This is a genomic window from Hahella sp. NBU794, from assembly GCF_050749805.1.
In the GTDB taxonomy this organism is placed as follows: Bacteria; Pseudomonadota; Gammaproteobacteria; order Pseudomonadales; family Oleiphilaceae; genus Hahella.
In genome coordinates, this window is sequence record NZ_CP192738.1 from 5,174,455 (window position 1) to 5,194,106 (window position 19,652).

Annotated in this window: 3 protein-coding genes; all 3 read right to left on the reverse strand. The window is 55.7% G+C overall.

The window, feature by feature from the left end; translation table 11 throughout:
- Positions 1 to 28: 28 nt before the first annotated feature.
- Positions 29 to 898: a hypothetical protein gene (locus tag ACQYWX_RS22605; protein ID WP_431686417.1), complete on the reverse strand. Its 870-nt coding sequence runs from the start codon at positions 896 to 898 to the stop codon at positions 29 to 31.
- A 19-nt stretch (positions 899 to 917) separates the two neighbouring features.
- Positions 918 to 18,584: a LysM peptidoglycan-binding domain-containing protein gene (locus ACQYWX_RS22610; RefSeq protein ID WP_431686418.1), complete on the reverse strand. Its 17,667-nt coding sequence runs from the start codon at positions 18,582 to 18,584 to the stop codon at positions 918 to 920.
- Positions 18,585 to 18,824: 240 nt separating this feature from the next.
- A complete protein-coding gene (locus ACQYWX_RS22615) occupies positions 18,825 to 19,604 on the reverse strand; it encodes a hypothetical protein (protein WP_431686419.1) in 780 nt (259 codons plus the stop codon).
- Between the last annotated feature and the right edge of the window lie 48 nt (positions 19,605 to 19,652).

Below are 19,652 nucleotides of genomic sequence, written 5' to 3' on the forward strand. Positions count from 1 at the left end.
TTAAGAGCACCATTTACAGACCACCACATCAAACAACTATTTCTTCCCTGTTAAAAACAACTCTACAACGCTTGCTATTTCTTTTAAACTCAGCCATTACACCCCTAACTTCTGGCCGAACATCTCGAACATCAATAGACTCAAGATTCTTCAACTCTAAAAAGCTTAAAATTCCTTCCATTGAAATAGAACTATCATCCAGAACTATACTAGACACATGCTGATACCCGCTAGCTTGTTTTAGGCAGCTAAGCAACTTATCATCTGCAGCATCCCCCATTATCGCCAAACGAGTAGATATACTTTGCATTTCAAACCATTCCCACCCCTTCCACAAATCAAAACTAACCCGCCCCTGTAAAGAGTTTGCTTTTTCGAAGTAGTTCCCTTCAGCCTGAATAGCATAAACCTTCCCTACCGCATCAAAACCAATTCTATATCTAAAGTTATTCTTACTATATATTTCAAACAATTCGAGGCCACCATCCTGCTGCCACTCATACTCTTGTGTAAGATCATCCTCTTCGATCACAAGCAACAGCATGACGCCACACATTGTCCAGTTGGCCTCATGAAGAAGAATACCTTCATTATAGTATTTTTCAGCCACACAGACATCTTTATCAAACTCAAAAGTGGTTCCACATAGAGGTACCCCGTTATAAAAAACAGGTTCACCAGAAGATTCCAAAACAGTTTCATCTATGCATATATTTGAAGAAATAATATTTGACCAATAATGATTTTTATATCCACGCTCAGCGACCCCGTTCACTATTACATCGCCTCTCACCTCCCCTCCTGACAACTGAGTGAAAGCTATACCTGTGAACACCTCTTCATTATATAAAAAAAGTCCATTTTTTTTAAACAACTTCTCTGCTTTCACTCTTAGCATTATTCTACCCACCTATAAGTTAATTAGTTAATATTTCAAAAATGGAAGAGGGCAGTATCCCACTACAATTCTGGCAAGCCACAAAATCTTTACCTTGCTTAACAGGATTACTAGTAATATTAACAGTCGCCACCTGGATTTTCTCTTTCAACACAAGGGACTGCTGGCTAAGTTTATTAAATAAGCTGTTAGCAGCCCTCACTTCTGCGTGAAGTCCAGGTATCCCAAAATCCGTACTGAATACTTTCTCGCCAGCCGCCCCAATATATTCCCTTATTAGACTTTCGGCATTAGCATTGAGAGGTTCTGACTCTGGCCCCGCAGTTTCATATCGCTTTCTGACCTGATGCATATACTTATCTACATCCGTAATTCTAAATAGCGTCGTCTCACCCTCAACCATACTTACACCATCAAAGTTTCTTATTTTATTCACTTTTATATTAGTAAAAAACTCACTATATATTCCTAACTCTGGCAAGCCTACTCTTGCAACAGCCGCCAACTTATCACGATGTCTAGGGTCAATACTCTCTATCAACTCATTTGCCTTAGCTCTAACACTGTCGACCAGTTTTTTACCAAACTCTGACCTCAAGAGAGATACAGCTTCACTTGTCGTAGTCTCTATTCCTTCTTTAATCGATTTACGAGAGGGAAGCCCCGATCCGCCACCTTTACTTTTAATATCACCAATCGAGCCGATTTGATTTCCAGATGAAATTGACCCAGAACCCTTAAACTCGACTTTTCCTACTCCAGACCTCTTTGCGCCCGCGAACATCATGAAAAGATTGCCAAATGCCTCTCCAGCTCTTTCGCCATCCCCAGTAATAACGCCGGTACCCAGCTCATACCCAAACGTATAAGGTGCAAAAATAATCCCCGCAGCCATCTCGAGCAGTATGTCGCCAGTACCGGCGCCACCCGCTACAGATTGCCCCATAGCGCTGGTGTAGTTGATATCTTCTGGCGCATTTCCTGTCAGTAATGACTTCCCAAAATTCCAGGCCACCTGCTCTATGTCATACACCATTGCTAATGGTTCATACACTGCGGAACCTAGCGCCTTCGCAAAACCAATTCCGAACTTACCGACTTCTCCTAGAACGCCTCCGCCCTGCTCGTCGCCAATTACGCGCCCCTTATCTATCACTACAGTGGTACCCAGCTGCGATGGCCTTTTTAATACATCAAAAGCAGAGCTCGGCAAAGGATCGTCAATATTTTCCAGACCGTTGTATAAAGCCTTTAACTCAAACTCGTAATCCGTCCCTTTAATTGACTCACTAACTTGGTTTGAAGTTTTTACACCACCACCACTAGATACTCCGATTAGAGCTAAATCTCCTAAAGCACTCCCAACAACCCCCGCTATCATCCCCACATAATCAGGACGATAGTCTTCGCTGTCATAAACAGCAGTCTTCACTGCTTCAGACACGACTCCCGACGTTATTCCGCTTATCGCTGAATAGGATAGAGGCGTGCTCAGGGGGCTCGGCATCCAGCTTTGCGCTTCCAGTCCACTGTGAAGAATGCTGCCTGTTTTACCAAGTCCGGTTCCTCCCATAATGGCGCTCGTCGCCAGACTCGCGGCGACATCTCGCCATCTGAAGTGGGTCTCTTGGTCGACGAGTTTGCCTGCGGCGTAGTTTGCGCCTACCGCCGTTAAAGCTTTGCCGGCGGTTGCCGACCAAGATATATCTTTCCCCCACCCCATGTACTGGCTGATCCCAGCCGTGGCGGCGGCTGTAAGCCCTCCGCGTAGCGCAGACCGGAGTGAAAAGTGGTCCTGAAGGTCCAGCTCTTTTGCCGCAAGCTGAGAAACAGCACTGCCGGCAAGGCCGCCGACAAATGCCCCCGCCGCTGTTGCAAAAGCGCTTGCGCCCGCTGTTAGCGTGGTTATGGTAGCGCCGCCTGCGCCTATGCTGGTAACGGTAGTCATGCCCGCAGTGAACAGCGCATCACCAACGACGCCCGCCAATGCCGGAGCCACTATAGCGGTTACGGCGATTGCGATAATCATTACAAATATCGCAGCGCCAGCGCATTTGCCCTTCTTGGGCGGAGGCGGCGGTTCAGGCAGTGTCGGCGTCGTATCGCCCAACGCCAGACCAGGATCGTAAGGCCTGAACGTTGACGCATTAATGTGGATGTTCGTTACCACGTTCGGGACGACCAGATTCAGGTCTGCTTTTAGATCCTGATCTCCTGACAACCCATTCGCGTCAGCAATCAGATACCAAAGGCTGGCGTCGCCCCAGAGTCTTGAAGCAATCGTCGCCAAAGTGTCGCCACTGTTTACGCGATAATATGTCGGCGCCTTACCCGGATAGTTCGAGTTTATAGGCTGGAAGTTTTGATCGAAGTCCGCAGAGGTAACAGGAACTATTCGCTTCAGATTTGAGTACCCAATCTTACGCTTAACATCCCGATTGAAGGTAAAGTGCCCCTCTTTTCCAACCGGGATCGTCACCTGCTCCTGGCCAACAACGTGTTCTGTATCCGGCATGTTAGCCAAATGCTGAACATAGTCAGTGCGAGATGGAACATCATCACTCCCCATATCGCCTCGAACAATACCGTTCAGATAGAAGAATTTGCGTCGGACCGGCGCCTTACCTCCTTTTTCCTCCCAGTCCACTTCATCCCGGAAAAGTATTTGCCCATTATGATTATTGACGTAACTCAGGCTACGGTCCGCTGCATGGTCGTATACAAACAGATTATGGCCGTTGGCGTCGTATGCGTAATACGAAGTTCCTGGTTTCCAGTTATCTACGCCACTCTTTGTAGCCGTGATGGTAACTTTACTTTCCTTATAAGTATCCCAGCGGTCTTGAGAATCATAGAAATAGTCAGTAACACTATTCGCATCATCGCCACTTCCTTTAAACTCCGTTTGACGCAGAGTCTGTCCGTCATTTAGATAGTGATATTTAATACTTCTATCGACAGCGCGGCTATCAGCGACAGTAATCTTACTTTCTAATAGACGGTTATCAGCATTATAATCATAGGATTCTTCACTGACTTTGAACGTCTGAACGTTTCCATTATATTTTTCGTACTTATACTCGGTCTTCTTTTTCGTTCTTCCTAACGGATCAATGTTCTCTCTCCGTGAGATTAAAACATACCCACCATCAAAGTTTGCGCCAGTAGCATCTTTAAATTTTTCGTCATATAACCAGATGGTTTCCAGGTTGCCTCTTTCGTCATAGCCGTATTTCTGCCGAACCTCTTGTGGAGAACCGCTATTTTCGGATAGTTGCGCGCTATCGCTACTGAGGCGACGCCCCATAGCGTCATACTTAATAGAATATCCCGTATTCCCGGCGCCTATCGTCCGCACGCCATTAGCAGCTTGATTTAACGCCCCCATGGTAACCAGGAAGCGATTCTCTTTATCGTAGAGATAAAAGAAATCCTGCGTTAGCTTATTTTCTCCATATTTATCGCTTGAAATAGCCGCATTGTCATATTCAGCTTTCACCCGGCGACGATTGCCTACCGCGTCATAAAAGTAATTGAGCTTGTAGTCATAATCATCAATTTCATAGACACGATTTAGCGCATCATATTTAGCCGTCACATTTTGATAAGGAAGCGTGTCGTTTTCGAGCCCACCCGCCAAATCAGAAAATGGCTTACTACGATAGGTTTCTCCAACGACATTTCCATTGGCGTCATACCGAAATTCAGTAAAGCTTTTAGCCCCCTCATCAAGTACTTGATGCAAACTTCCATTTGCATAGTACTTATACTCAATCTTTTGTGACTTACGCTGCCTCACCCTATCGGCAATTCCTGTGTCTGTAGGAATGATGCTATCAGAGTAGTTAAATGCTGTATTGCTGGTTTGCTTTGTTAACCAGCCAGCTTGGTTATACTCATAATAGAATTCATGCCCCCCCAGGTCCTTGTGGTAGCGAATTTTTCCAAAATAATCGACATCATCGGTTAAAAGGTGATTCGTTCTATAGTTAGCGTTGGTTTCTGTATTTAGACCATTTTCCGTCGTTTTTCTGAAACCGCCAATGCCGCCAATTTCAGCGTCATAGGAATATTTATAATAAGTTTCTCTTCTTTCCCATTTGGCGCTGTTGTTGGAGATATCGCCATCGTCGAAGCTGATATGCTTAGTGATACGTCCTTCACCGTCATAAAAATACTTCTGTTGAAAGTTCGCCGCATTAGTATGAGTGATCCTATTGCCAGCTTCGTCATAACTATAACGCTCACTGGAATATGACGAGCCCTGGAGATAGTTGCTGAGAGAGCTAAATTGACGAACTTCCTGCAAACGGTTCGCTTTATCATAAATGAAAGAATGATAGCGACCCAACTCATCGATCATTAAACGCTTATTGCCTAACTGATCGTACTTATAAGTCTTCTTCGCTCCCATCGCATCTACTTCAGACGCGACTTGTCCTGCAGCGTACTCCTGACCACGATAAAATGCTGTATCGCCTTTCCATTCATTGGAATACCCCGATTTCTGTTGATGCAGATAGCTGTTCGCATCTTGACTTGCGACGAGGTTATTCTGACCGTCGTAATAGTATTTTGTTACAGGATGGGCGTTTAGCGACTTCAATGAACTATTAGAATCGCTTGCGGACTCAGGCCCATGATCCTGATATACAGCCACTTTCGGATCAACTTTATACGTAAGCCTGCCTTGAGCGTCATAGGCCATGTGAGTGGCGTTACCGTTACCATCCACCTCTTTTACAATCTCGCCAAACGCGTTGTATCTCTGACTGCGGTGAATTTGATAACTTGACTGTTCACCCAACAACCAACTAACGCGGTAATTTTGGATTACATTTCTCTGCTCAGGGCTCTCTAACTTCCAGGAGCCGCCTATATTTTTCGTCGAAACTGCCTTAGCAGACTCCGTATGAACCTTCTTTAACTTTCTATGGATGTATGTAAATTCATACTCTTGACCAGAAACACTAGCTGCTCCCGCTCCTATATTTATTGAAGCACGGGCTTTATTATGCGCACCCCCTTCACTACTTTGGGTCTCATAATAAATCTGATAGAGTCCTTCGCCTATAGGAAGTATAAAACTACCCCCCACTTTAGTAGCTCTTGATTCTAAATTTGAAGCCCCAACTAAAGTATCTACACTTACCCGACCATTCCTTACCCCTTGATACAAATCAAAGGTATATTTACCGTCAAATACATTAAGATTATTCTTACTAGGAATATCTATTGTAAATCGCGCAGACTGCTTTACCCCTCCTCCTGCACTCAAACTCCCGCTATGGTTAAATGTCACCATAGACGTTCCTGAAGGAACAGTCTTGACTCCCCCGCCTTCGCCATGGAGCGTAACTAGCAAGGGAACATTCAGTTTTTGAAGCTCTGGAGGTATCTTTATCGAATACAAGTTATTCCAAGAGATTTTTTGAGCGCTACCATAGTGATAATCTGAACCCCAGACATTTTCTTTAGCATCTATAATCACTGTCGCCTTTTCAGGCAATGACTCATCACCAGGTCTACTCACATTTCCTTTTATTACCGCCGCATGATTTGCATCATCAACAATTACAAACCCAGCAAGGGTTTTACCTTTTACCTCTCCAACGGAATTACCTTTTGAGGGGTCATAAGAAACATTCTTCTCAAAAATTTTAATGTTTCCTAGTTTCTCGGAATATATCCTCAAAACCAGGTTTTGATAGCCAACGCTGCGATTTGAAGAGTTATTTGCACCACTATGCTTAAAAGTTGCAGTGTCAGATATGCTACGAACATACCTTAAACCTATCTCTCTATTAGACCCATCATATAAAACCACCCTCAAATCCGAATTCATATCCTTTAATTCAGAAGGAATATCAACCGTCAAATTACAATTCCATGATGAAATATATGATTGCCCATAGTTTCCGTATGTGCGTGCAACCTTAACGTCACTCTTTACCGAAATATATTTTGTACCAATAGCCCTAATCGTATCGATGTTGCCACCAGTTTTTACACTCTCATCAACAACACTTCTTTCAAGCCTGACTCTCTTAGTGTCATGAGTGGTTTTCATAGGGGCAGTCACTGTCACAGTTCCGCCACGCTCATAACTGATCAATACGTGATAGCTGTTTTCCTTCTCCTCGATTTTGAGACTTGAAAGCGCTTCCGCGTCCAACTCAAGTTCAGGTTTGAAGGTAAACTCCTGCGTCTGCACATCACGATAGATATAGTAATTATGGGTTGCCCCTACTGGCTCAGCGGCTCGCCAGATTCGGACAGTTGTTTTGATATACCTATTTTCGTTTGCTGGATCTTTTTCCACGCTCTCCGCTTGCCAGGCGGAGTCGTAGCTATTGGTGGCGTTACTTAATGCAACGTCACTTAAGCCTTTACCTACTTTTGTTAACTCATACTGCAACGCCAGGGCAGATTCGACCTGAGTCAAATCAAAGCCATCAAATCCAATCGGAGTAGTAGAAGAACTTGTGCCTGGAGCACTGGAATAATACCCAACATTCTTTTCGTTATACTCTACCGTCGTTTCCTCTTTGACATCCTCCCAAGCTGTAAGCCCAGGCTGAGGCGCCTGCGTTCCCAGCAGTCGTTGCCTGTACTCCTCAAAGTCGACGGTTGAACTCCAATTCTTATCAACCTCCTCTTCCGTCAAGGAAGCGCTCAACTGGCTGTAATCATGAGGCGCCTCAAAGGTGTCCGTATGGCGGTTGCGTTCGTCATACACGCTGACTTTCATCTGCGTCTGCAGCACGCCCAGCGCCTTCACCTGCTCCGGCGACGTCAGCGTCGCCAGGTCGATCGGATTGCCTGACGCGTCCTTCAGGTCGTCCACCAGGATGAACTCCGCCGAGGCGTTGCCGTTCTTGTCGTACAGGTAAAGCTGCGGCGCGCCGGTTTCCTTGTTGGTGCTGAACAGGCGGCCCAGGCGGTCGTACTTGAACTGCTCCTGGAATTGCCCGTTCATGCCTTTCGCCGTGATGTCGCCGTAGCCGTTATAGCGCGTCTCGTGACTCAGGCCGGTGGTGTCCACGCGTTTGATTTCACGGCCCGCGCCGTCATACCAGTAACGGTTCCAGTAGCTCTGGCTGCCGCCTTCCGCCTGCCGCTGGCTCCAGCTTTTCTCCGCCACCGCGCCGAACGCGTCCGTCGCGTAATCCGTCCGCGCGCCGCTGGCGTCAATGTCCGCCACCGCAAAGCCCAGCGCGTTCACCAGCGTGCGGCTGGTCTGGTTGGCGCCCGCCTCCAGCGCCACCCGCGTCTGCGTCACCTGACGTCCTAACGCGTCATAACCATAGGTCACGGTCGCGCGCGCCATGCGGCCTTTGTAGTCCGTAAAGCTCTGTCCTTTCTCCGTCGTCTTGCGGCCCAGGGCGTCGTAGGTCGTCTCCAGCGTACGCAGCGTCTCCGCGCCTTCTCCCGGCGCAATCGTGCGTTGCAGGCGGTTCAGGTTGTCGTAGTCGTAGCGGGTGCTGCGACTGCTCGCCGTGGTCTTCTTCGGCGCCCCGTTCACGAACTGGTAGTCCTCCACGCCGTGCACGGTTTCGGTGATCCGGCGTCCCAGGCGGTCATAGTCGTAAGTCTGTCTGCGGTCGCCCCGCACCAGTTTCTGCGCCACTTCTTCGTCGCTCAGGTCCGCCAGGTCGCGTCCGGCCAGCTTCGCCGCGTCGCTCTCCGCCGCCGCCCGCTGCGCCGCCACGTTCGCCAGCAGCTCCGCCAGGGTCGCCGTTTCTGCTGGATTTTTCGCCTCATAGGCGTACTGGACCTGCTCCCGGATCTGACCTAATGCGTCCGTGGTCCATTGCGTCAGGGCGTGATGACGGGTCACCGTCACCGCTCCCCCATCGCGCTGGTAATCCGTGACGCCCGCCGCCAACGTCGCCTGCAGGTCGCCCTGCGCCGTATAGAAGTGACGCGTCACGCCGCCGCGACCGTCCCGCTCCGCGATCACGTCGCCGTTACGGTTGTAGAGCGTTTGCGTCACCACCTCTTCCTGGCTGTACGCGGAGCTGTAGAAGCCCTTGCTCACGGCGCTTTCGCCCTGGGTCAGCGCCGCCAGTTGCTGATTGCTCAGCGCCAGATCAAAGTGGGTTTCGCCCCGGGTCCGCGTCTCCACCTGACGGTTGTTCAGGTCGAACGTGTAACGCAGTTCCCGGTAATCGTCCGTATCTTTGCTCAGCAACGCCGCCAGCGCGGCATTGCCGGGATTGCTCAAGGCCTCGCCGTAACGTCGCTCCAGGATGCGGTTGCCGCTGGGGTCGTAGTCGTAGGCGGTCACGGCGCCGGCCGCGTCCACCGCCGCCGTCACCCGACTCAGGTTATCGTATTCGAACAGTTGCGTGCGCTGCGCCCCCACCGCCGTCGTGGGTCGGTTGGCGCCGTCCACCTGAAACGCCTGCACGGTCTCTTTCAGTTGGTTGCCCAAGGCGTCGTATTCGCGCTGGGTCGCCTGCCGCACCCGGTTATAGCGGCGGATCTCGCCCGCGTCGTTGGCGAAGCTAATATCGATGAGGTCCGACCACACCTGAACTTCCCGGTTCAGTTTGTCGTAAACGTATTCCGTCGCGCGCGTCTGCCCGCTGATGGTTTTGTAGGAGCCGTCCGCATCGCGATAGCCGCCTTCCACCACGCGAATGCGGTTGCCCAATGCGTCGTAGCTGTTGCGGTCGCTCAGACGCCGCTCTCCGGTCAGGCTCGCGTCGGCGTTGAAGGTCACCCGCACGCTGGGTTTGATGGTCTCCAGCAGGCGCCCCTGCGCGTCATAACGGTAGGCGTAAACATGGCCGCCGCGGTCGGTCCAGCTGATCCGGTTGCCCTGCGCGTCATAGCCGTAGCTTTCCACGACCTGTTGCCCCGAGGTCGCTTGCGCCGTCTGCGTCGTCAGTCGGCCCAGGCTGTCGAAGTCGCTGCGGGTGAACTGGTCATGCGCCGCGTCCGCCGTCAGCATCGCCCGCGCCTGCGCCTCGGTTTTGCCCGCCAGGAACGCCGCGTTGATCCGGTTGGCCCAGCTGCGCTGGGCGACTACCTGGCCCGCCGCGTTGTAGGTGAAGTCCTTCGCCGCGCCGCCGGCGCTGACCTGCAGCGTCTGGCGATTGAGGGCGTCATAGAAGAAGTAGCCGGTGGCGCCGCTCGGATCGGTCACCGAGATGATGTTGCCGAACGCGTCGTATTGCGTGTATGTCGTATAGCCTTCGCCGTTGGTTTCCGAGGTTTTCAGGCCCCGCGCGTCAAACGTCTGGGATTTGCTGTAAATCTGCAGCAGCAACGCCCGGTGCTCGCCCTCGGGCAGGTGCTCCCGGCTCAGGAAGCTCAGCAATAACGCATTGTCCTTCAGCCACTGCGCCTGCTGGGACTGCCACAGTCCCGCAGGGTTGGCCTGATAGTTTTCCGCCAGCAGGCGCAAGCGCTCCCGCTCCCCTTTGGCCCAGTCGCTTTGACTGTCGAGAATCTCATAGGCGCGCGGATCGATCACCCGCTCCACCTGATTGAAGGCGTCGTAGACGTAGCCGGTGCTGCTGGCGTCCGCCGTACCGAACGCTTTGGTTTCCTTCACCACCCGGTTCAGGTCGTCGAACTCATAGCGCGTGGTGCGCTCCAGGGCGGAGCCCTCCGCTTCGATCAGGGCGATGACGTTGCCGTAGCGGTCGTATTCCTTGCGCGTCAATGTGGAGACGCCATTGAGTTCCGGCGTGCGGATGCGCTCCTGGCGATTGAGGGCGTCGTATTCGTAACGGGTGTGCCGATCTCCGCTCACCGGGTCGTTATTCGCCGGGACGTTCGCCGTGGCGTAATCCGCCGCCGTGCGTTCATGGATCGACACTTCCGTGATGTACTGGCTTTCCTGAATCAGGTTGTCGAAGCCGTCGTACTGGTAACGCGTCACGGCGCCTTTGCGCGCGCTGGCGCTGATGTCCGCATCGTCGATGGAGTCTTTCGGCGTCAGTTTGGCGATCAGGCGGTTGTCCGCGTCGTAGGCGAAGGTGGTGACGTTGCCCCGCGCGTCGGTCACCGCCGTGCGGTTGCCGTGGGCGTCGTAGGCGTAGCTTTCAGTAATCCAGGTTTCCGCGCCGCCCGTCATCAGCCGTTGCGACTGGCTGATCTTGCGACCGGCGTCGTCATAGGCGTAGCGGGTGATGCGGGTTTCCGCATCCGGATGCAGCCCCGACAGGGCGCTCAGGGTCGCCGCCTGGGTCCAGGGGGCGGCGTAACGGCGTTCTTCCGTCACCTGCCCCTGTCCGTTGTACAGGGTTTCCGAGACGTAGTTCTCGCCGTCCAGGCTGTAGCGCAGGCGTCCCAGGGCGTCGTAAACCCGACGGCTGTGCTGGTTCGCCGCCGCGCTGCGATGGGCGTCCGCCGCCTGCGTCACGTGCGTCAGGGTCGCGGCGGTTCCGAGATTTAGGCTGGCGGCGTAGCGCACGCGATGGGTCAGACGGCCAGCGTGGTCGTACTCCTGTTCGATCAGGCGTCCGCCGGCGTCTATCCGGTAGATTTCCAGGCCGCGGGCGTCGTAGAAGACCTGCTCCACCCGGTCCCCGGCTGAAGCGTGGCCTTGCACATAAGTTTCCAGCGCCGCCGCCGTCAGCGGCTGGCTCAGGTCATAGGCCGCGACGTAACTCAGGGTGCGCGTCACCTGGCCATTGTGATCGTATTCCAGCTCGGTGATATGGCCCTGGTGATCCAGCTTGAAGCGCGCCTGGCCCAGGCTGTCGTACACCATGTAGGCATGTTGCGCCCGGGTCTCGCCCGCGACGAACTGCGCCAGCGCCGCTTCGCTGTAATCAGCGCCGCTGTAGGCGGTTTCGTAGCGCAGCGTCTGCGTCGCCCGGCCCGCCGCGTCGTAACGGGTCTCCGTCACCTGCCCCAGGGCGTTCAGGCTGAAGCGCGCCAGACCGCGCGCGTCGTAGATCGTGCGGCTGACGTTCACCCGTCCCGCCGGGGCGTCCAGCCGCGTTCCGATCACCACGTCTTTCAGCAGGGAGCCGCCTTTATAGAAAGAGCTGTCGATGGCGTACGCCTTGCTCGGGTCCGCCGCTTTCGCGGAGGCGTACACCAGCGTAAAGCCGGCGTCAGCTTCCCGTTTGATGTAGTAGCTGACCTTGCCGTTTTTCAGCTCGATGCGGTAACGGGTGTCCCCGGGCAGCACACCCAGCTCCTTCACCTTGGTCGAGTCTTCATAGCAGCGCACCACGCCGCCCTGCTTGCGGTAAAACGCAAAGTTCAGGTCCTCGTAGGTAGTGCCCCCATCCTTCTCGCTCAGACCACAGAACACGGCATTGACGCCCTCCGAGGGCAGGCTGAATTCAACGTAGCCCTCGCCCCGAATGCTCTGCCGCGATCTCACGCTGCCGGTAAAGTCTCTCGCTTCCGGTACGTCCAGCTGCTCAATGCGCGACGAACCGCCCACCAGCGCGCCGGTGCGCTTCGACCACTCCGCCGCCTGCGGCAGCCATTGCTCCACGCCCGCTTCGGTGTAGGTCGCGTTCGCAGGCAACGCCCCGTTGTACTGATAGGTGGCGATCACCCGTCCCGCCGCGTCGTATTCCCGCTCCGTCACATGGCCCAGCGCGTCGATCTCAAACCGCGCCTGGCCTTTGGCGTCATACACCAGGCGCCCGCTGCGCGGCTGACTTTGTGCGCTGGCGAACTGGGTCAGCGCCGCTTCGCTGTAATCCGGGCCGGCGTAGGCGCGGTCATAGCTAAGTTTTTCCGCCACCTGTCCCAGGGCGTCGTAACGGTTCTCGGTGACATAGCCCAGAGCGTCAATGGTGAAGCGCGCCTGACCTTTGGCGTTGTATACCAATCGTTCATGGCTGCGCTCACTGTTCTGCGTCGCTGTTCCGCTCATCCAGACATCGCCAATCGCCGAGCCCTGCGCGTACAGGTTCGCCTGCGCCACATAGGTCTGCGTGGCGTCCACCGCATCCTTCAGAGTGTGAATCAGGACGTAGTTATCCTGTCCCTTGCGTTGCAGCAGGATGCGGGCGTCGCCGTCCTTCAGCTCAATCCGGAAACGGTCTCCCGCCTCCACGAACTGCATCGTCGCCGGCGCAATCTGCGTCCCCTTGTATTGAATCAGAACGCTGTGTTTCTCCGCCGCCGCGCCGTCCCGGTCGCGAATAAATACGCCCAGGTCGATTTCCTTAAAGTAGTCGTTCCCCGACAACCGTTCTTCCGGGTTCAGGTTGAAGCCCACCACGCCCAGAGATTGGCCATTGACCAGCTGGTCTACGGTGAATTCCAGGACGCCTTCGCCGCCCGTCAGGCCGCTTCCCGCGATCACACGACCTGCGGTCAGACTCGCTGGTCCGGTGCGCGTCAGGCGTCCTCCTTGCTGGGACACCGCCGCATCCGTTCCCCAGTTCAGTAACTGAGGCAGGCGCGACGCCAGATCCGCCGTGGCGGCGTCAATCGGCTGCTCATAGCGGCTCTTGTTAACCACCCGCCCTTGCGCGTCATACTCGAATTCCGTGACGTAACCCAAGGTGTCGACCTCAAAGCGCACCTGGCCTCTCACGTCATACACCAAACGAGAGTGAGACGCCGGAATTGCGCCATTCGCGAACGTCTGTAAGGCGCTTTCAGTAAAGACATCGCCCGTGTAAGCAGAGCTGTAACTAAGTTTCTCGGTTACCCGACCCAAGCTGTCGTAACGGTTTTCCGTCACCAGGCCCAGAGCGTCCAGGGTGAAGCGCGCCTGGCCTTTCACGTCGTAGACCAGTCGGGAATGGGCAGCAGGCGTTTTGCCGCTGATGAAGCTCTGCAAGGCGCTTTCGGTAAAGGCGCCGCCGGTGTAGGCGGAGCTGTAACTGAGTTTTTCGGTTACCCGACCCAACGCATCGTAGCGACTCTCCGTCACCTGTCCGAGGGCGTCGATGGTGAAGCGCGCCTGGCCTTTGGCGTCGTAAACCACGCGTTCGCGGCTGCGCTCACTGTTCTGCGTCGCGTCGCCGCTCATCCAGACATCGCCAATCGCCGAGCCCTGCGCGTACAGGTTCGCCTGTGCCACGTAGGTCTGCGTGGCGTCCACTGCATCCTTCAGGGTATGAATCAGGACGTAGTTATCCTGTCCCTTGCGTTGCAGCAGGATGCGGGCGTCGCCATCCTTCAGCTCAATCCGGAAACGGTCTCCCGCCTCCACGAACTGCATCGTCGCCGGCGCGATCTGCGTCCCCTTGTATTGAATCAGAACGCTGTGCTTCTCCGCCGCCGCGCCGTCACGGTCGCGGATAAATACGCCCAGGTCGATTTCCTTAAAGTAGTCGTTCCCCGACAACCGTTCTTCCGGGGTCAGGTTGAAGCCCACCACGCCCAGGGATTGGCCATTGACCAGCTGGTCTACGGTGAATTCCAGGACGCCTTCGCCGCCCGTCAGGCCGCTTCCCGCGATCGCGCGGCCGGCGGTCAGACTCGCTGGTCCGGTGCGCGTCAGGCGTCCTCCTTGCTGGGACACTTCCGCATCCGTTCCCCAGTTCAATAACTGAGGCAGGCGCGACGCCAGATCCGCAGAAGCGGGGTCAACCGGATGCGCGTAGCGGCTCTTGTTAACCACCCGTCCTTGCGCGTCATACTCGAATTCCGTGACGTAACCCAGCGCGTCGACCTCAAAGCGCACCTGGCCTCTCGCGTCATAGACCAAACGAAAGTGAGAAGCCGGGGCTTCGCCGTTCGCGAATGTCTGCAGGGCGCTTTCGGTGAAAACGCCGCCCGTGTAGGCATGGCTGTAGCTGAGTTTTTCGGTTACACGGCCCAGGCTGTCGTAACGGGTCTCCGTCACCTGGCCCAGGGCGTCGACGGTGAAGCGCACTTGGCCTTTCACGTCATAGACCAGTCGGGAATGGGAAGCGGGCGTTTTGCCGCTGATGAAGCTCTGCAGGGCGCTTTCGGTAAAGGCGCCGCCGGTGTAGGCGGAACTGTAACTGAGTTTTTCGGTTACCCGACCCAAGGCGTCGTAGCGGCTCTCCGTCACCTGTCCGAGGGCGTCGATCGTGAAGCGCGCCTGGCCTTTGGCGTCGTAGACCAAACGAGAATGGGAGGCCGGGGTTTTGCCGCTGACGAAGCTCTCCAGGTCGCTCTCGCCCCATGCGTCGCCCGGGTAGGCGCTGTCGTAGCGGAGGGTGGCCACGACCCGGCCCGCCGCGTCGTAACGGTTCTCGGTGACGTAGTCCTGTTCGTCCAGACTGAAACGCGCCCGCCCCTGGGCGTCGTACGCGACTCTCTTGCTCTGTGCGACATAGTTCGCACGCGCGAATTTCACCGCATCGGCCACCACATAGCCGTCTCCGCCGCCCAGCAGCTCCACCCATCCTTCCGCGCCGAAGTCAAAGTCGCCCAGCAATACCCATTGCCCGCCCTGCGTCCGCTGGTTCACTGTCACGTCCGTCACGGTCGCCTTGCCAGCCGCGTCCAGATGATGTATCCGATAGGTCGCGTTGCTCGCCCGGTTCGCGTGCGAGGTCCAGGTCGCGTACACGCCATGGCGTCCCGCCTGCGTCAGCGCCGAGCGCCACGACACGGCGGTGGATGCGCCTTTGGCCGTCAGGTACTGCCGCCCTTCATACCCTGCGGCGCTGGTCGACTCGCTCCAGCCCGCCGGCGCCGGCAGGGTTTCGCTGTCCAGGACAACGTCTCCCACGCCTCCCAACGCGCCGCTGTCCGCCTGTCGCTGCAGTTGCGCCAACTGCGCCGGCGTCAGCGCCTGCGCGTCCAGGTACCGCACCGTCTCCACCACGCGCCCCTGGGCGTCGTAGCGGTTCTCCGTCACAAACCCTTGCGCGTCGACTTCGAAGCGCACTTGGCCTTTGCCGTCATAAACGTAGCGGGTGGAAACGCCCGCGCTGTGGTAGTCCGCATCGCCGCTGAGCGCTACGGCTTCAATCGCCGCGCCGGCGCCGTACAGGTTGGTTTGCGCCGTGTAGTTCGCGTTTGCGTCCACCACGCCCGTGAGGGTCTGAATCAGCGTGAAGCCGTGCTGGCCAGAGCGCTGAAGCAGGATACGCGCGTCCGCGCCCCGCATTTCAATGCGCAGGCGGTCGCCAACCTGTATCGGCGTCGCCGAGGTTGGCTCCGTGCGCACGCCGTTCACCTGGATCATCAGGCTGTGGCCCTGTGAACCCGCGCCGTCCGGGTCGCGGATGAAGACGCCCAGGTCCACTTCATTCAGATAATCGTTGCCGGTCAGGACGGTCTCCGGGTTCTTATTGAAGCCCACCGCACCCAGGGAAGCCCCGGTCGGCAGCGCCGCCACGGTGAACTCCAGCGCGCCGCGGCCTTGTTGCAGCGCTTCGTTCGCCACCGCCCGGCCTCCGCTGAGCCCGGTGGCGGCGGTCTTGATAATCCGTCCCGCGTCAATCTGCACAACGCCGTCGCCACGCCAGCTCGGCGCATGCGCCGCCAGCGACGCCAGGTTGGCGGCGTTCAGGTCCGCCGCCTTGTCGTAGCGGGTCTTCTTCGCAACGCGTCCTTGTCCGTCGTACTCATAACCGGTGACATAACCCTGGGCGTCGATGTCGAAACGCACCTGGCCCTCAGCGTCGTAGAAGCGTCGCGTGGTAATCGCGCTCTGGCCCCCGGCGAAGGTCTCCAGCGCCGCCAGGCTGACGGCGCCGCCGTAGGCGGTCTCATAGCGACGCGCCTGCGTCACCCGCCCCAGGGCGTCGTAGCGGTTCTCCGTGACGTAACCCAGGGCGTCGATCTCAAAGCGCACCCGGTCCTGGCCGTCATAAACATAGCGGGTCTGCGCGCCCTGTGCGTCCACGCTGCGGATCACCCGGCCCTGGGCGTCGTAGTATTGCTGCGCCTTGCCCAGCTGTACGCCGCCGGCGTCGCGCTCCACCACGTCGATCAGCGCGCCGGCGCTGTTGTACGTCTTCACGCTTTGCAGGCCCGCCGCGTCGCGGCTCAGGATGGTCGCGCCCTGGTATTCGGTCTGCGTGGTCACCGCGCCCAGCGCGTCCTTCACCGACAGCAATCGGCCCAGGCCGTCGTAGACGTACAGCGTTTCTCCCGTGCGATGCCCCAGGCTCTCCGGGGCCGCGCTCGCGTTCTCCGTCGGCGCCGCCTGGTCGGGGTTAACCTGTTTCAGCAGGCGCCCTTCCGCGTCGTAGATAAAGTGCGTCGTCGCCGCGCCGATTCCCGCGCCCGTGGCGTCGGTCTTGCTGTAGCGGGTCTGACGGCTCAGCTGGCCGCGGAAGTCGTAGTCGTATTCCGTGAGGGTGGTTCCCTGCGCCCGGGCGCCAGGCGCCCACGTATTAAGAGATCCTTCGCTCAACGGTTGATTGGGACTCAGGTCGCTCAGGTCGTAGCGCGCAAGGTACCCCTGGGTCGCCGTCAACTGGCCCTGGTTGTTGTAACGGAATTCGGTGACGCCGCCCTCGGCGTCCACGCGGTAACGCAAGCGATGTTCGCTGTCGTAAACGTAGCGCTGGGTGGCGCCGTCCGTCGTTTCCGTCAGGGTCTGGTTGTAGGCGTTATAGGTGTAGTCGGTGGCGCCCCCCAAACGGTCGGTATGGGTCAGCAGATTGCCCATGGCGTCGTAGCGGTAGGTCTCGCTGTAGCCGTCGGCGTCCGTACTTTGGATAAGGTTGTCGTCGGCGTCGTAGGCGTAGCGGCGCACGCTCTGGGCGCCGTCCTGCTGCGGCAGACGCAGCTCCACCAGGCGCGCGCGTTCGTCGTAGCGCAGCACCGTCTGCAGGCCGCTCAGCGTCGCTGGGTCCAGCACCCGCGTCACCGTCGCCGTGCGCTGCGCCAGATCATAGGCGTAGGCGGTGACGATGGCGTCCGCGCCGTCGCCCTGGGTCACCCGGGTCACCCGGTATTCGCCGCCGATGTTCTGGTACTGGAAGCTCACCGACACGCCGTCGCTGGCCTGCATCTTCGCCACGCGTTTGCTGTCGCCGTCGTAGCTGTAGCGCGTCACGAAAGTACGGCCGTCGCCGATGCTGTTGTCCGCCGGGGTCAGGTCCACCGTCACCGTCGTCAGGCGTCCCTGGGCGTCATAGCCGTAATAGGTCTGGTTGCGTTGCGCGCCGTCCGCGCCCACCGTCTTCACCAGCACCGCCCGCCCAGAGCCGTCGTACTGAATCTCCAGTTTCTCCCCCGACGCCGTCGTCAGGGTCGTCGCGGCCGCGCTGCGGCTGATGGTCACCCGTCCGGGTTCGTCGCGATGGGCCAGCGCGCTCAGTTTGCCCTGCCAGCTGTACACTTCCTGCGCGCCGCTCTCGCCTTCCGTCCACAGGAACGCGTCAGCGCCGGTTCCGCCGCGGAATTCCAGAGTGTCGTGAGCGCCTTCGCCGACGCTGGAGACGTACAATCCCCGACTCTCGTCATAACGATAATCCGTGCGGCTGCCGTCGCCGGCGATCCGCGTGATCACGCTGCCGGCTTTGTTCAGGGTACCGCCGTTGAATTCCAGGCGATGGTTGAAGCTGAAGTAGAAGTTGTCGCCGTTGTCGTCGGTGAAGCGGCCCTGGCTGTTGTAGGTGCGGATCAGGCTGGCGTCGCGCCCCGCACCTAACAGCAGTTCATCGCGGCGCTGCAGCACCAGGTTGCCCGTGGCCGCATTGACGTAGACCCGCTCGCCGCCCTGGCCCACGCCCGCTTGCGACAGTCCCGCGCCCGCGCCTGACAAGGACGCGCCAAATAATCCCAGACCTTCCCCTGATACAACCGCAACCATTTGATGACTCCTAAATCCTTCCGACTGACTTTTTTAACGCATAAAAAAGCCGCTGACGGCAGACTTTGCGCCTGTCGTCAGCGGCCTATCGCTTTATATAAATGATGTAAACTGAGCTACGAGGATGAAATGCCCCCTCATTACAGTATCCTTACAGCAATTCACCCACAGCTCTCTCTAAAAGAAAATACAATGTCATTTAATCACCACACACCACGACTGGCAACAATCTGACCTAAACTAAGTTTCGAGCAAAAACCGCTCATAATCGCTCAAATATTCAACAACCGTACACCTTTCTGGCTCAAGCCAAGGAATATCTTTAGCCCGCTCTAATATATCTAAAGCCAACTGCTGTCTGAGTCCAATAAAACCAGGCTTCATATGCAATGCTTTTTCAAGACTACTGGAAGAATCACACTCTTCCAACACACCAAGATCATGACAAAAGGGTCTCTCTGCCGAACCAAAGCTTAAAAGGACATCTTCGAAAGGACCTATTTTCCTAGCGTGATCCAAGCCCAAAATTTTTAATAACTTAAAGGAGTTTAAAACATGCTCCTTTGTACATGCGTATACCCGATTAAGTACATCCACGCTTCTACTTTGACCTTGAACGCCATCAACCAGTTTGAGGCCTTTAGGTGTATTAACTATTCGTTGACCCCATACTCCATGAGGCACAACAGGTCTATCAAACAATCGTTCAAGCAAAAGATCAATCTGCTCTACGGATAGGAAGATATCGTCATCGACAGAAAAAAAGTAGTTAGCGGGTTCATGTGCAGCAAATTCAAATCTTATCCATGGCGGATAATGAACAACCTGCTGGATTAATCTTAGCTTTGGATGCTGTTCAATATACACACAAAGATCGACATCAGGGTTGTTATTAGAAACAATTATCTTGTCAATATATTTGCTCTTTGCAAGTTGCCCAAAAATCCTTTGTATATTTTCAGGCCGTAAGTAGCTTAGCAATATTGCTGTAACTGACTCCCCTTCATGAGCGACGCGCACTTTACTCCACCCTAATCACAACACGAAACTCGTGACCTTATCACCTTT